Source organism: Simplicispira lacusdiani, from assembly GCF_003604195.1.
GTDB classification, from domain to species: Bacteria; Pseudomonadota; Gammaproteobacteria; order Burkholderiales; family Burkholderiaceae_C; genus Simplicispira; species Simplicispira lacusdiani.
This window is the reverse complement of record NZ_QXGR01000005.1, coordinates 320140-334079: the sequence shown is the minus strand read 5'-3', so window position 1 is coordinate 334079 and position 13940 is coordinate 320140. Positions and strand designations below refer to the sequence as shown.

General features: G+C 67.5%; 12 protein-coding genes. 3 read left to right on the top strand and 9 right to left on the bottom strand.

Annotated features, from left to right (window positions below; genetic code table 11):
• Positions 1-4: 4 nt before the first annotated feature.
• The 4 genes from D8S75_RS09450 to D8S75_RS09435 form a co-directional block, all read right to left on the bottom strand.
• Complete coding sequence (locus D8S75_RS09450) at positions 5-460, bottom strand: BLUF domain-containing protein (RefSeq protein WP_119966082.1); 456 nt, start codon at positions 458-460, stop codon at positions 5-7.
• A 58-nt stretch (positions 461-518) separates the two neighbouring features.
• Positions 519-965 (bottom strand): GatB/YqeY domain-containing protein, encoded by a 447-nt coding sequence (locus D8S75_RS09445; RefSeq protein ID WP_119966081.1) that lies wholly within the window; start codon positions 963-965, stop codon positions 519-521.
• 103 nt (positions 966-1068) lie between these two features.
• A complete protein-coding gene (gene rpsU, locus D8S75_RS09440) occupies positions 1069-1281 on the bottom strand; it encodes a 30S ribosomal protein S21 (protein WP_007833691.1) in 213 nt (70 codons plus the stop codon).
• A gap of 150 nt (positions 1282-1431) precedes the next feature.
• Complete coding sequence (locus D8S75_RS09435) at positions 1432-2673, bottom strand: BaiN/RdsA family NAD(P)/FAD-dependent oxidoreductase (RefSeq protein WP_119966080.1); 1242 nt, start codon at positions 2671-2673, stop codon at positions 1432-1434.
• Positions 2674-2860: 187 nt separating this feature from the next.
• On the opposite strand from D8S75_RS09435, the gene D8S75_RS09430 reads away from it, so the two are divergent.
• Together D8S75_RS09430 and D8S75_RS09425 are read left to right on the top strand one after the other, a co-directional pair.
• Positions 2861-4951, top strand: coding sequence for a hypothetical protein (locus D8S75_RS09430; protein ID WP_119966079.1), 2091 nt, complete (start codon positions 2861-2863; stop codon positions 4949-4951).
• A 401-nt stretch (positions 4952-5352) separates the two neighbouring features.
• A complete protein-coding gene (locus tag D8S75_RS09425) occupies positions 5353-5835 on the top strand; it encodes a DUF4124 domain-containing protein (RefSeq protein ID WP_119966078.1) in 483 nt (160 codons plus the stop codon).
• On the opposite strand, the gene D8S75_RS17955 is transcribed toward D8S75_RS09425, so the two are convergent.
• Positions 5800-6135, bottom strand: a complete 336-nt coding sequence (locus D8S75_RS17955; protein WP_370807532.1) for a hypothetical protein — start codon at positions 6133-6135, stop codon at positions 5800-5802. The genes D8S75_RS09425 and D8S75_RS17955 overlap by 36 nt on opposite strands.
• A gap of 87 nt (positions 6136-6222) precedes the next feature.
• Between D8S75_RS17955 and D8S75_RS09415 the strand changes: the two genes are divergently transcribed.
• Entirely contained in the window at positions 6223-8322 is a 2100-nt protein-coding gene (locus tag D8S75_RS09415) for a hypothetical protein (protein ID WP_119966077.1), read from the top strand.
• Between the two features lie 38 nt (positions 8323-8360).
• Here the strand turns inward: D8S75_RS09415 and D8S75_RS09410 are convergent, their stop codons facing one another.
• The 4 genes from D8S75_RS09410 to D8S75_RS09395 form a co-directional block, all read right to left on the bottom strand.
• Positions 8361-9098, bottom strand: a complete 738-nt coding sequence (locus D8S75_RS09410) for a methyl-accepting chemotaxis protein (protein ID WP_119966076.1) — start codon at positions 9096-9098, stop codon at positions 8361-8363.
• Between the two features lie 77 nt (positions 9099-9175).
• Positions 9176-9982 (bottom strand): uroporphyrinogen-III C-methyltransferase, encoded by an 807-nt coding sequence (gene cobA / locus D8S75_RS09405; RefSeq protein WP_119966075.1) that lies wholly within the window; start codon positions 9980-9982, stop codon positions 9176-9178.
• A gap of 7 nt (positions 9983-9989) precedes the next feature.
• Complete coding sequence (gene ybiB / locus D8S75_RS09400; protein ID WP_119966074.1) at positions 9990-10910, bottom strand: DNA-binding protein YbiB; 921 nt, start codon at positions 10908-10910, stop codon at positions 9990-9992.
• A gap of 118 nt (positions 10911-11028) precedes the next feature.
• Entirely contained in the window at positions 11029-13911 is a 2883-nt protein-coding gene (locus D8S75_RS09395; protein WP_119966073.1) for a nitrate reductase, read from the bottom strand.
• Positions 13912-13940: the final 29 nt, after the last annotated feature.

Below are 13940 nucleotides of genomic sequence, written 5' to 3'. Positions count from 1 at the left end.
CTGTTCAGTCGCTGGCGCCCAGGTGCAGGCAGGGGGCCAGCATCCGTTCCACCACGCGCTGCGCGCGCTCGGGAGAGACCGGCGGGCCGGCCAGGAGTTGCTGGATGAGATCGTCCGCGCCCGGGGCCTCGAAAAAGGCCATGCTCCAGTTGGCGAAGCGGCGCTGTGCGAGGGGCCCTTCCATCAGCCGCGTGACCGCTTCGTGGCGCGGGTCGGCATCAATGGCCGCCATGGTCTCGCGCAGCGCTTGCGCCGAGCCTTCCAGCAGCTGGGCGAAGTGCCCGCCGGAAAACAGCAGGATGCCAGTGACGCCGCGCCGCAGGTTCTGGCGGCGTGAGCTGACCAGGATCGCCTCCACGTCCAGAGGGGTGGAGAGCGAGCGGCTGATGTAGAACAACTGGCAAAGATCGGTGGGCGGCGCGTGCGTGGTCATGTCATGGGCGCGGGATGCGTCCCGCATGATACGCAGATCGGAGGGTGGGCCGCCATGCCCGTGCGTGCGGCCCGCCGGAGGCTTGTCAGCCCGCCAGCGCGGCCTTCACGGCGCTGGAGACCTGGCCCATGTCGGCCTTGCCGGCCAGGCGCGTCTTGACCACGCCCATCACCTTGCCCATGTCGCCCGGGCCCTTGGCACCGACCTCGGCCACGATGGCTTGGACGGCGGCGGTCACCTCGGCTTCCGACATGCGCGCGGGCAGGTAGGCCTGCAGCACGGCCATCTCGGCCTTTTCCTTGTCGGCCAGGTCCTGGCGGCCCGCGCCCTCGAACGCGGTGATGCTGTCCTTGCGCTGCTTGATGAGCTTGTCCACGATGGCGACCACGGCCACGTCGTCGAGCGTGACGCGCTCGTCCACTTCCTTCTGCTTCATCGCGGCCTGCAGCAGGCGGATGGTGCCCAGGCGCTCGCTGTCCTTGGCGCGCATGGCGGTCTTCATGTCTTCGGTGATCTGGTCCTTGAGGCTCATGGCAGGTCCTTGCGAATGGAAAAATGGAGGCAAAAAAGACGAAACCCGCGCTTGGCGTCCCTAGCGCGGGTTTGTGGGCGTCAATGAGAACGCCAGGCTGTGCTTAGTACAGCTTCTTTGGCAGCTGCATGCTGCGCACGCGCTTGTAGTGGCGCTTGACGGCGGCTGCCTTCTTGCGCTTGCGCTCGGCGGTGGGCTTTTCGTAGAACTCGCGGGCGCGCAGGTCGGTCAGCAGGCCCAGCTTTTCGATGGTGCGCTTGAAGCGGCGCAGGGCAACGTCAAAGGGTTCGTTCTCTTTTACACGGATGGTGGTCATTAGCTAATGTTTTCCAAAATGTGCCCGCAGAGGGTCTTGGGGAGATCGGGCCTCAAGACCTTGCGCGGCGGGTTCCCCGTCTGTAACTAGTATTTGGCCGACGGGGCAATGCCAGCAAAGCCGAAGATTATAGCCCTTGTCTGGCAAACATCAAGCCGGCAGCGCCTGTGCACAGGCGAATGCGCTGGCCCAGGCCCACTGGAAGTTGTAGCCGCCCAGCCAGCCGGTCACGTCCACCACCTCGCCAATGAAGTACAGCCCCGGCTGGGCCTTGCATTCCATGGTCTGCTGCGAGAGGGCGCGCGTGTCGATGCCGCCGAGCGTGACTTCGGCCTTTTTGTACCCCTCGGTGCCGGTGGGCACCAGTTCCCAGCGGGCCATGTGCCCGGCCAGCCGTGCCAGGGCCTTGTCGGAGGCTTCGTTGATGGGGCGCTGCCAGTCGGCATCGCGCCCGGCCCAGGCATCGGCCAGGCGGCTGGGCACGAGTTGGGCCAGTTCGTTGGCGATGAGCTTGCGCGAGCGGGCCTTGGCCTGCGCCAGCGCGGCGGTGAGGTCCGTGCCGGGAGCGAGGTCGATGGACAGCGGCGTGCCCTCCTGCCAGTAGCTGGAGATCTGCAGCACCGCCGGGCCCGACAGGCCCCGGTGGGTGAACAGCAGGTCTTCGTCGAAGGCCATGCGTGCCTTCTTGCTGCCCGTGCTGATCTGCACGGGCAGGGCCAGGCCGGCAAGCTGTGCCCACGGCGCCCAGGCTTCGCCGTCGAAGGTGAGCGGCACCAGGCCCGGGCGGCGCTCGACGAGCGGGACGCCGAACTGCTGCGCGATCCGGTAGCCAAAATCGGTGGCGCCGATCTTGGGGATGGACAGCCCTCCCGTGGCCACCACCAGGCTGCGCGCCTGCACGGGCCCGCGAGCGGTATCGATTTGATAGCTGCCGGCGCTCTCTACATCGGCCTCAGAGGCCGAAAACACTATTTTCTTGACGCCGCAGGGCTGCCAGTGGGTCACGCCACCGGCCGCGCATTCGGCCAGCAGCATGGCGATGAGGTCCTCGGCCGAGCGGTCGCAGAACATCTGGCCCTTGTGCTTCTCGTGGAAGGGAATGCCGTACTTTTGTACCAGCGCGATGAAGTCGGCGGGCGTGTAGCGCGAGAGCGCCGAGCGGCAGAACTGCGGGTTCTGCCCCACGAAGTGCTTGTGCGGCGCCTGCGGGTCGAGGTCGCGGTTGGTGAAGTTGCAGCGCCCGCCGCCCGAGATGCGGATCTTCTCGGCCACGGCCTCGGCATGGTCGACGAGCAGCACCTTCAGGCCGCGCTGGCCTGCCTGGCCGGCGCAAAAAAGGCCGGCGGCGCCGGCGCCGATGATCACGGTATCAAAAAATGGAAGCGTCGGCACGGCGGTTGGAAGCGTTGAGGCAAAGGCGCTGATTGTGCCGCCTCTACAGACAGCAAGGGTTGTGCCAACAAGAGCCGCTGCCGCGCTCCGCAAAACAGTGTTTCTGTTGGTAACGTCCGGGTGGCAGCGGTGTTCTATGAGTGCAGCGCACCAATAATGACGCGCTTGGCTCAAGGAGAACCTGGAAATGACGTCTGCATTCGATATCAACGCACAGGCCATCACGCGCCGCCGCTTTGGTCAGTGGGGCCTGGTGGCCGCAGCCTCCGGTATTACCGGTTGTGGCGGTGGGAGCGAGGCGCCCGCAGTGGAGCCGCCAGCCAAAGCCGGCGCACTGGAGCTAGTGGCTGGTGCTCTGGGTGGCGGTGGGTTCGCTCTGCAGCAAGGCTCCATAGTGCGACTGCCCGGGGAACTGAGCGGACCTGCGTTCAACACCCAGGGCGACTTTCAGTTTGTGAGCGGGACCTATGACTGTCGCGTGGGGCGCAGAAGCAGGCAGGGGGTGTCGTCGTTTTCTCCGATCCCCTCGGCTCTCCATGGACTGTTGTTTGATGCCTTGGACCGCTACCTCGTGACGGGGGGCGGGGGAAGAATTGATTGCTTGCAGGGCGAAACACTCGTGCGCCTGGCGGGAGGCGCTTCCGGTACGGGGTTGATCGATGGTGTGGGAATGGGCGCACGTCTCTTTTCCCCCCAATCTCTGCTGCTGGCCAAGAACGGGCTCGTGTACTTCATTGATGAAGATCCCCAGAGGGGCTTTCAACCGGTGTTGCGCACCCTGGCGACGGACGGAACGGTAAAGACACTGTTGCCGATACCCCATGGGAGCCAGCTGCTGGAGTCTCCCTCCGGCGGTGTGCGGCGTTACACCCATTCACCGTATGCGTCAGAGGAGAAGGAGTGGGCGGATCTGGTGTGGGAGGGCAATGCCTACCAATGGCAGGTTCTGCCCAACCAGTGGGCGTTTGACCAGTGGACGCCGCTGCAAAAGGTCCAAGGATCCACGGACGTGTATTGGGCGCATGCCGGAGCGGAAGGAGGGCCGGAATTCAGCATTGCGCAAATCGATTTGTCGGGGCGCTCGCTGGCCACAGGGTGGATGGTGCGGGGCACCGCGGTGGCGGTCGTCTCCCAGGGGCCGTCGCATGCAAACTCGGCCTCCCTGTTCGTGGCTTGCAGTGGGTTGTGGCAGGATGGATCGGAGGTTGTGGAGTGCAGGCTGGAGTCCACAGGTGCCGTGGTGCAACGGTGGTTGGGCCTGCGGGCCCACAGGGGCGAGGCAGACGGCCAGGGCCTGCAGGCGCGTTTCGACTTCATGCAAGGCGCTGAGGCATTGCCCGATGGGGCCGGTGGTTTGGTGGCGCTGGAGTACCAGCGCGGCAGTTCGTCGTCTGCTGCACCTGTGCCTGCCCTCCGATCGGTCAGTGCCCTGGGCCGAGTGAGCACATGGGCCGCCGCGCCGCGCGGGTCCCGGTTGGCCATCGCCTATGGGCATCTGGTCGGCCATGAGGGCGGAACCCAAAATACCTTGGTTCGAACGCCCATGGATGGCAAGTCTGCCTGGCAGGCATGGACAAGTTCCAGCCATGTCGCTCGCAACCGGGGTGAAGATGTGTTTCTGCGCACCGATACGACGGGGCGGCTGTGGTTTGCCAAGCGATATTCGCCGCAGCCCGGCACTGGCGATGAGTTTTTCGGCAGGGCCAAGGGAAACTCGCTCGTGGGCACGATCGACGCCAATGGGCAAGTACAGATTGTTGCGGGGGATCCGCAGGCCGTTTACACGCCGCAGACCTATCCCTCTCTGGCACAGCGCCCGTGGTACATGGACATTGCGGACATGGCTTTCGAGGGCGGTGCCGCCCAGGTATCGTGGGTGCTGTGCAACCGCGTGGAGTTGGATGGCGCCACCTACTTTGTGCGCTTCCACCCGGAACTGGTGCGCATCGATGCCCAGGGCATCCAGCGATTTGCGCTGTCTTTCGAGGTAGACCCAAAGCTGCCGGAGTTCTATAAGGAGCCCTTCAAGCAGATCTGCGTTCTGCCTGGGCGGCCCGGCGAGGTGTTTCTCTCCAGCGCCTGCGGCGTGCACCGATGGACGCAGGCCAAGGGGCTGGAGTTGCTGGCGGGCCAGAACGAGCCCACGCCCGGAGGCGTCTTCACTGGCCCGTTGCCGGGCGGATTGAACCTGGTGAAGTTCCTGGCGCCGGGGCCTGACCATCGCAGTCTGTACGTGGGCAGCGAGAACAGCGTGCTGCGGCTGGTGTTGCTGGATTAGGCCTGGCGGTTGATTGCATTGGCCGGGCCAAGAGCGCCCGCATTTCATGCCAGCGTGGACGATGAAGCCTGCGGGTTGGCAGCGCCCTCTCAGTGGTCGCGCTCACAGTCGGTGAGTGGTACAGGCTGCCGCCGAAGTCTTAGTCGGTGCCTTGGTGCCGCATGCATTCGGGCCGGTTGGCTCAGATCAGGTCATTTTTGCTCCTGCGCGATGAAGTCGGCCGGCGTGTAGCGCGAGAGCGCCGAGCAAAAGAACTGCGGGTTCTGCCCCACGAAATGCTTGTGCGGCGCCGATGGTGATCTGTGTCAAAAAAGAGATGGTCATCGGCGCGCCGGATGGTAGAGGGCGGCCCGGGTTTGTGACGCGGTAGCATGTGCCTTCCATCCGTGAGGAGCTGCCCCATGACCCTTCTCCGCTACGCCGGCTGCGCGCTGATGTTGGGCTTTCTGGGCCCTGCCTGGGCTATCAACAAATGTACGGACGCCGCAGGCAAGGTGTCCTTCCAGGACGCGCCCTGTACGGGCCAGGGCGAGCAGATCGAGGTGCGTCCGGCCATCGAAGGCGCCACCCCCATCCAGCCCCCGCGTTCCACTGCGAAGGAGGGCGCGTTCGGGCCGTCCTGGCAGCGCAAGCACCACCTGCAGACACAGGCCATTCCCCAGGCGCGCGCTGCCATCGAGCGCAACCAGCAGGAATGCGTGGCGCAACCCGAGGAGGTGATCACCAACGCAGGGCCACTGCGGCGCAGCACCCTGCCGTCTGGCTCCATGTTCGCGCAGGACCGGGCCGCGTCCGATGCCAGCAGCAAAGCGGCATGCAATGTGCGCACCGAGGAGTTGCGCAGGCAACTAAAGGTGCTGGAAGACGAACTCGCCAAGCTCTGACAGTGCGCACCGTGCGCTGCGGAAACGGTGCGCAAACCTGTCGCCTGCACTCGATTTCTGCGGGCAAGGCCAGCCCGTCCCTTGTTTTCCCGCCCAGCGGTGCCGCCCCGCCAGCGCCACCGCCTGCAGCGACAGGCCGTCGATCTTGTTCGTGATGCCCAAGAGCACGTTGGCCACCGCGGCGAACTCGCGGCCGTGTGTGCCGGCGTGCTCAATGATGGCTGTAGGCGTGCAGGGCGTGCACACAGGCGCGGCGCCCGATGAGGGGTGACCGCAGGGATACCTTAGGTTGCTGAGCATGTTTCTCTTGGTAACGCTTGGCTCCCATGCTCTCTTTCATGTGTGCGGCGCACCAATAATGCACGCTCGCTCAAGGAGAACCTCGAAATGAAGTCTGCTTTCGATAGCGGCGTGTCATCGATCACGCGCCGTCAGTTTGGTCAGTGGGGCTTGGTGATGGCTGCGACAGGTGTTGCCGGTTGTGGAGGCGGAGATGAGGCGCCCATAGTGGAGCCGCCTGCCAAAGCTGGGGCTCTGGAGATGGTGGCTGGCGCTTTGGGTGGCGCCGGGTTCGCCTTGCAACAAGGCGTAATCACGCGGCTGCCCATGGCTCTGTACGGGTTGGCATTCAACAGCCTGGGTGACCTGCAGTTTGTCGGCAGGTATCAACACGACTATCGCCTGGGGCGTAGAAGCAAGCAGGGGGTCTCATCGTTTTCCGCAATTCCTGGGCAAGGATTCATTGGCGGGTTATTTGACGCCTTGGATCGCTACCTTGTGACGTCTCTTGCTCCTGCGGAAAATGGCTTGCAAGTCGCCTATTTGCAGGGGGACACGCCCATTCCTCTGGCGGGAGGTGCGTCCAGCACGGCGCTGCGTGACGGGGTCGGGACAAGCGCTTACATCTCGCAGTTCATGGAACCACTGCTGGCCAAGGATGGGCTGGTGTATTTCGTTGATATCGACCCTAGCACGAGCCGGGTGGTGTTGCGTACCTTGGGGCTTGATGGGGCTGTGAAAACACTGCTGCAGATTCCCAATGGAAGCCGACTGATGGAATCTCCCACGGGTGGCGTGCGGCGTTACACCAGAGCGCTGTACCCCGCAGCCTTGACGGAATGGGCGGACCTGGTGCGGGACGGCGATGCCTACACGTGGCAGCCCCTTTCCAATCAGTGGCCCTTTGAGCAGGTCATGCCGCTGATGAAGGTCCACGGGACCCAGGATGTGTACTGGGCGGTGTCCGTGGACGGGGGAAACCGCAGCCTTGCTCAGGTTGATTTGTCGGGGCGTTGGCTGGCCGTGGGGTGGAAGCTACCGGGGCCGTTTTTTGCGGCTGCGGTGGACCGGTCGAAGGTGAACGCGACCACCTTGTTCGTGGCCTGCGGAGCGGGCGGGGAATCCGTCGAGGCCGAGGATGGATTGGAAATCGTGCAGTGCAGTCTCGAACTTCCCACCACGGTTGTTTACCGGTGGCTGGGACTGTCTGCAAACCGGGGCGAGGCAAATGACCAGAACCAGGCACGGTTCAGCTTCGTGCGTGGGTGCGAGGCTTTGGCGGATGGCGCCGGGGGGTTGATCGTATTGGAGTATCAGCGAGCCAATCCGCGACCCACGACTTCCTCCGCCCTCAGGTCGATCAGTGCATCGGGCCAGGTGAGTACCTGGGCGTTAGAGCCGCGCGGGAGCCGCTTGGCCATCGCCTATGGGAATCTGGTCGCGTTCGAGCCAGCAGGCAACGCTTTGGTTCGAGCGACGCAGGATGGCAAATCGTCCTGGCAACCATGGATAAGTTCCAACTACTTCGCTTCCTCTGGGCTGGGAAATTTGGGTGTGAACGTGCTGCGCACCGATACGACAGGCTTGCTGTGGTTTGCCAAACGCTACTGGCCGTTGCCATTCATTGGTTTCGGCCCGTTCAACGGGAATTCCATCGTTGGAACCATCGATGCTGCTGGGCAGGTGCGGATTGTCGCGGGAGATCCGCAGGCCGTATACACGCCCCAGACCTATCCCCCGCTATCGCAGCGGCCTTGGTATATGGACATTGCCGATATGGCTTTCGAGGGCGGCAGCGCGCAGGTTTCATGGGTGCTGTGCAACCGCGTAGTGTTGGACGATACTGGTAACTTCGTGCGTTTTCATCCCGAACTGCTGCGAATCGACGCCACTGGAAGACAGGCGTTTGCGCTACCCTCGACGAACACCATGTCGCGGGTTTATGACGAACCTTTCAAGCAGATCTGCGTACTGCCCGATCGGCCTGGAGAGGTGTTTCTCTCCAGTGCCTGTGGCGTGCACCGATGGACGCAGGCCAAGGGGCTGGAGCTGATGGCGGGCCAGGACGAGCCAACGCCCGGTGGTGTGGTCCTCGGACCGCTGCCTGCAGGGTTGAATCTCGTGAAGTTTTTGGCCCCGGGGCCCGACCGTCGCAGCCTGTATGTGGGAAGCGAAAACAGCGTGCTGAAACTGGTGTTGCCCGACTAGGGGTCACCGAACGGTACGCCGCTCCTGTAGGTTCCTACTCAACGGTGCCGCCCCGCCAGCGCCACGGCCTGCAACGACAGCCCGTCGATCTCGTTCGTGATGCCCGAGAGCACATTGGCCACCACGGCGAACTCGCGGCCGTGGGTGCCGGCGCGGGCGGCCATCACCTGGGCGTTGAAGCTCACCACCTTGGCTTCTCGGGCCACGGTCTGGATCGAGGCGACGATGCCCGCCAGCTCCTTCATCATCGCGTCGGACTGCGTGCGTGCCAGCTGGTCGAAGGCCGTGGTGGCGCGGTTGAGGGCGTCGAGCACCGCGTCGGTGCCGTCCACCAGCCGGGCCAGGGCCTCTTCGGTGCGCGGGCTCTGGCGTTCGGCCAGGTCCAGCGCCGTGCCCACCTGCCGCGCGAAGGCGTCGATGGTGGCGCCCACGCCGCCGGGTGCCTCGTAGGTGCGGCGGATAAGGCTGGCGCCTGCTTCATCAAGGTGGCGCGGCGTGTCCAGCAGACGGGTCTGGCTGGCGCTGAACAGGGCCAGCGAGGCGCGCGCCGCCTGCAGGTGCAGGGCGCTGCCGCGCGCGGCCAGCACGGTCTGCAGCACCATGCGCTGCGAGAGCATGCGCTGGCGTGCCGCGATGTTGACGATGGACATTTCCTCGGCCTGGCCGGCACCGGTCTTGTGCGTGGTGGCCGCTGGAAGCACGGCCGCGGGCGCCCTCGTGGGGTGGGCGGACGCGCCTGGAATGCCGGAGTGGGCGGGAACGGGGTGGGCAGCCATGGATTTCCTTGCTCGGGTTGCATTCACACCGTGTGTGTAGCAATACCCGGACCAATGGCAGGGTCCTGGTGTGTCCTTCAGCCGGCGTGGCGCAGGGCGGCGGGCACGTTGTCCGCCATGGCGGACGCGCCTTGCACCACGTCGCCCACCACGATGACCGACGGGCTGCCCAACCCCTCGCACTGGATGGTGTCGGCCAGTTGGTCCAGCGTGGTGATGGCGTGGCGCTGCCCGGACCCGCTGGCATGCTGGATGATGGCCACCGGCGTGCTGGCGTGCAGGCCTGTGAGCAGTTCGCGCTGGATCTGTGCCGCGCCGGCCATGCCCATGTAGATCACCAGCGTGAGCCGGGCGGCATGGGCGGTGGCGGCCAGTTGCCGCCAGTCGGGGCCGGGGTCGCCCGGCTTGGTGTGACCGGTGACGAGCAGCACGCCGTGCGCGTGGTCGCGGTGCGTGAGCGGAATGCCCAGCGCCGTGGGGCCCGCCAGGCCGGCCGTGATGCCGTTGACCACCTCCACCGCGATACCGGCGGCGCGCAGGTGTTCGGCCTCTTCGCCGCCGCGCCCGAAGATGAATGGGTCGCCGCCCTTGAGGCGCACCACGGTCTCGCCCTCCTGCACGGCCATGAGCATGAGTTTCTCGATGAAGGCCTGCGGCGTGCTTTGGCAGCCGCCGCGCTTGCCCACGCGCACCACGCGCGCGCGGCGCGGGGCCAGTGCCACGATGGCCTCGCTCACCAGGTCGTCCACCAGCAGCACCGTGGCCGCCTCGATGGCCCGCACGGCCCGCAGCGTGAGCAGTTCTGGGTCGCCGGGCCCTGCCCCCACCAGGGTGCAGGTGCCTTGCAGGCCGTTGCATTCGGTGGGGCGCGGGGTGGTGGTCATGGCAGGGTCAGGAAGCGATTTTCCTCACCAAATGCAAGATGTGTTCCACCTGCCGCGCGATGGGCTCGGGCACGGGCAGTTCGCCGTCGAGCACGGCGCGGGTGTATTGCGCGGTGCTGGCCACATCGGTGGTCTTGGGCAGCGTGGGCAGCACGGCCAGCGAGCCGCCCTGGGCCTCCTGCAGGCGCAGCGGGCGTCCGGAGAGGAAGCCGTCCATCTGCGGCGTGCGGCGCGGGTCGGCCACGGGTTCGCCCTCGGTGCCGCGCAGCAGCAGGGCGTCGGCCCCGGTGAGGGCGATGGTGGCGGCCATGGATTCGGCGTATTCCGGGTGCGTGTAGCTGCCCACGATGAGGCTGTCGCCCGCCACGGGCGAGAGTGGGTCCATGAGCTTGACGAGGCTGTGCGCGCTGTTGCGCAGGCCGAGCGCGCGGCGCACTTCCAGCAGGCGCTCCAGGCCGGGCAGTAGCAGCGCCGTGGGGGCGAAGGCCACCTGGCCGTTGTCGATCTCGTCGAGTTCCTGCAGCGCCTCGATGCCGAGCGCGGCCAGCACGTCCTGGCTGGAGACGCGGCGGTCTTCCGTGGCCGTGCCGTGCACCAGCACGGGCACGCCCTCGCGCGCCAGCAGCAGGGCCAGCAGAGGGGTGAGCACGGGGAGCTTGCGGGCGCCGTTGTAGCTGGGCAGCACCACCAGCGGGTGGCCGCTGGCGGGCAGCATCTCCAGGCGCTCGTGCACCGCGTCGAGGAAGCCCGCCATTTCTTCGGGCGTTTCGCCCTTGACGCGCATGGCGATGCAGAAGGCGCCCACTTCGAGGTCGCCCGCCACGCCGTCGAGCACCTGGCCCATCAGGTCGGCGGCCTGGTCGCGCGGCAGATCGCGCGCGCCTACTTTGCCGCGTCCGATCACTTTGAGGTATTGGCTGATGCCCATGGGTCTGGAGATTGGTTGCTGCGGAAAGGGCATTGTCATGCAGCAAGGCGGCCGGGCCGGGCAGGCCCGCGCAGAGGGCGAGCGCGCAGGTCGGGTTCAGTGCACGGTCGCAGCCGTTTCACGCGCCCGCCGGCAGGGTGCGCACCATGCGCTTGAGCTCGGGCAGGCATGAGCCGCAGTTGGTGCCGCAGCGTAACCGGCCCTGCAAGGCGGCCAGGCGCTCGCTGTCGCTGCCCTCGCAGTCTTCCAGCGCGGCGGCGATGGCGGCCTCGCTCACGCCGAAGCAGCCGCACACCTGCCGGCCCTGCGCCGGGCTGGCGCCGCGCAGGGCCGCTGGGGCCTGCGCGCCGGGGGCCAGCAGCTGGCGGCCATAGGCTTCGGCGGGCAGACCCTGCAGCAGCAGGGCGGCGATCCAGGCGTCTGCCTGGGTGTCGCCGGCCAGCAGCATGCCGGCCAGCGTGGCCGGGCCTGTGCCGCGCTCCAGCCGCACGCTGCGGCGTTGGCCATGGCGGCGGTCCTGGTAGCGCAGGGCGTCCTGGCTGTCCAGGCCCAGCAAGGCCTCGATGCGTTCGAGCAGCGCCTCGGGGGGCGCGTCGTGGGCGCCCGCGCGCAGCAGCACGCCGGCACGTGGCGCGGCCGCCGCGCCGGGCGGCGCGGGGTCGGCAAAGGGCACGCACAGCGCGAACGGAAACGCGTCCATCAGCGCGGCCAGGGCCTGGCGCGCGGCCAGGGCCTGGCCGGCGGGCAGCCAGGCGCGCGCCACGAGGCGCCAGGGCAGTTCGGCCTTGAGCACCTTCACGGCCGCGTGCTTGAGTTCGGGCTGCTTCGAGGTGGGGCAGTACGCGGGCGTGGTGAGCGCGTTCACCCCCGCCAGCCGCTGGCCCGTGGACGAGTGCCCGCCCAGGTATTCGCCGCCCCAGTGCATGGCCAGGAACACCTGCTCGGGCGCCATTTCCGCGCTGGCCTGCACGGGCACCACGATGGTGCCGCGCGCGCTGGTCACGTAGGCCAGATCGCCATCCCGCAGGCCTTGCCTGGCCATGTCCTGCGCGTGCATCTGCAGTGCGGGCTCGGGCGCGTGGCCGAAGAGATGGCCCAGCGTGCCGGTGCGGCTCATGCCGTGCCACTGGTCGCGCAGGCGGCCCGTGGTCAGGCTGAAGGGGCGGCGCGTGCTGCGCGGCTCGGCCACGCCCTTGCACTCCAGGGGCACGAAGCGCGCGCGGCCATCGGGGGTGGGGAACTGGCCGTCCTCGTAGAGCCGTGCCTTGCCAGTGCTGGCCGCCTCCGGCCAGGGCCACTGCTGCGGCCCCTGCTGGTCGATCAGCGCGTAGCTCAGGCCGGTGATGTCCAGGTCGCGCCCGCGCGTGCTTTCGCGGTGCTCGTTCCAGAGGGCCTCTGCGCCCGCGTCGGCCTGCGCGGTGGGGTAGGAGAACAGCGTGGGCCGGCCCGGGCGCAGCCGTGCTTCGAGCCGGTGCGCGAACTGCACCGCGATCTGCCAGTCGTGCCGCGCCTCGCCGGGCGCGGGCACGGCGCTGCGCACGCGCGAGATGCGGCGCTCGCTGTTGGTCACGGTGCCGGTCTTCTCGCCCCAGGTGCTGGCGGGCAGCAGCAGGTCGGCGTACTCACAGGTGGCAGTGGTGGCGAAGGCCTCCTGCACCACCACGAACTCGGCGCGCTGCAGGGCGCGGCGCACGGTGGCCTGGTCGGGCAGGCTCTGCGCCGGATTGGTGCAGGCGATCCACAGCGCCTTGATCTCGCCGTCGGCGGCGGCCTGGAACATCTCCACGGCCGTGCGGCCGGGCCGAGCGGGCACGTCGCTCAATCCCCACAGCGCGGCCACCTCGGCGCGGTGCGCGGGGTTGGCCAGGTCGCGGTGGGCCGACAGCAGGTTGGCCATGCCGCCGACCTCGCGCCCGCCCATGGCGTTGGACTGGCCGGTAAGGGAGAGCGGCCCCGCGCCGGGCTTGCCGATCTGGCCCGTGGCCAGGTGCAGGTGCACCAGCGCGGCATTCTTGGCCGTGCCGCTGCTGCTCTGGTTCAGGCCCTGGCAGTACAGGCTCAGCGTGGGCGCGCGCGGGCGGCCCGCGCCGCCGTCGAGCCCGGCGAACCAGCGCGTGGCGGTGCGCAGGTCGTCCACGGCGATGCCGCATTCGAGCGCCACGCGCTCGGGCGTGCATTCGGCGATGTGCGGCTGCAGCGCCTCGAAGCCGCTGGTGTGCGCGGCGATGTAGGCCGCATCGAGCCAGCCCTCGCGCTGCATCAGGTGCAGCATGCCGCCAAGCAGGCGCACGTCGGTGCCGGGCTGCAGGGGCAGGTACAGGTCGGCGATCTCGGCGGTGTCGGTGCGGCGCGGGTCGGCCACGATGATCTTCAGTTGCGGGTTGGCGCGCTTGGCGTCCTCGATGCGGCGGAACAGCACCGGGTGCGCCCAGGCTGTGTTGCTGCCGATGATGAACAGGCACTGCGCGTGCGCCAAGTCGTCGTAGCAGGCGGGCGGCGCGTCGGCACCCAGCGTCTGCTTGTAGCCGGCCACGGCGCTGCTCATGCACAGGCGCGAGTTGGTGTCGATGTTGTTGGTGCCGATCAGGCCCTTGGCGAGCTTGTTGAAGGCGTAGTAGTCCTCGGTGAGCAGCTGGCCCGAGATGTAGAAGCCCACGGCGTCCGGCCCGTGCGCGGCGATGGTGTCGGCGAAGCGCTCGGTGGCCAGGTCCAGCGCGGCGTCCCAGCCGATGGGCCGTGGCGCCGCGTTGCGCGCGGCGCGCTGCAGGGGCTGCAACAGGCGCGTCTGCAGGGTCACGGCATGGCTGGCCGTGTGGTGCAGGTTGGCGCCCTTGGTGCACAGGCGCCCGAAGTTGGCGGGGTGGTCCGGATCGCCGCGCACGCCGGTGATCGCGTCGCCCACGGTTTCGATGACCACGCCGCAACCCACGCCGCAATAGGGGCAGGTGGAGCGGGTTTCCCGGACGGGAACGTCGTGCGGAAAAGGTGTCGGGTGGAGCATGGCGTGGTTTCCGGTTGCGGGGGGCATGC

Coding starts and splice junctions, on each gene's coding strand:
- D8S75_RS09450 (WP_119966082.1), bottom strand. CDS start 460: ATGCGGGACGCATCCCGCGCCCATGACATGACCACGCACGCGCCGCCC.
- D8S75_RS09445 (WP_119966081.1), bottom strand. CDS start 965: ATGAGCCTCAAGGACCAGATCACCGAAGACATGAAGACCGCCATGCGC.
- rpsU (WP_007833691.1), bottom strand. CDS start 1,281: ATGACCACCATCCGTGTAAAAGAGAACGAACCCTTTGACGTTGCCCTG.
- D8S75_RS09430 (WP_119966079.1), top strand. CDS start 2,861: ATGACGTCTGCATTCGATATCAACGCACAGGCCATCACGCGCCGCCGC.
- D8S75_RS09425 (WP_119966078.1), top strand. CDS start 5,353: ATGACCCTTCTCCGCTACGCCGGCTGCGCGCTGATGTTGGGCTTTCTG.
- D8S75_RS17955 (WP_370807532.1), bottom strand. CDS start 6,135: ATGCTCAGCAACCTAAGGTATCCCTGCGGTCACCCCTCATCGGGCGCC.
- D8S75_RS09415 (WP_119966077.1), top strand. CDS start 6,223: ATGAAGTCTGCTTTCGATAGCGGCGTGTCATCGATCACGCGCCGTCAG.
- D8S75_RS09410 (WP_119966076.1), bottom strand. CDS start 9,098: ATGGCTGCCCACCCCGTTCCCGCCCACTCCGGCATTCCAGGCGCGTCC.
- cobA (WP_119966075.1), bottom strand. CDS start 9,982: ATGACCACCACCCCGCGCCCCACCGAATGCAACGGCCTGCAAGGCACC.
- ybiB (WP_119966074.1), bottom strand. CDS start 10,910: ATGGGCATCAGCCAATACCTCAAAGTGATCGGACGCGGCAAAGTAGGC.
- D8S75_RS09395 (WP_119966073.1), bottom strand. CDS start 13,911: ATGCTCCACCCGACACCTTTTCCGCACGACGTTCCCGTCCGGGAAACC.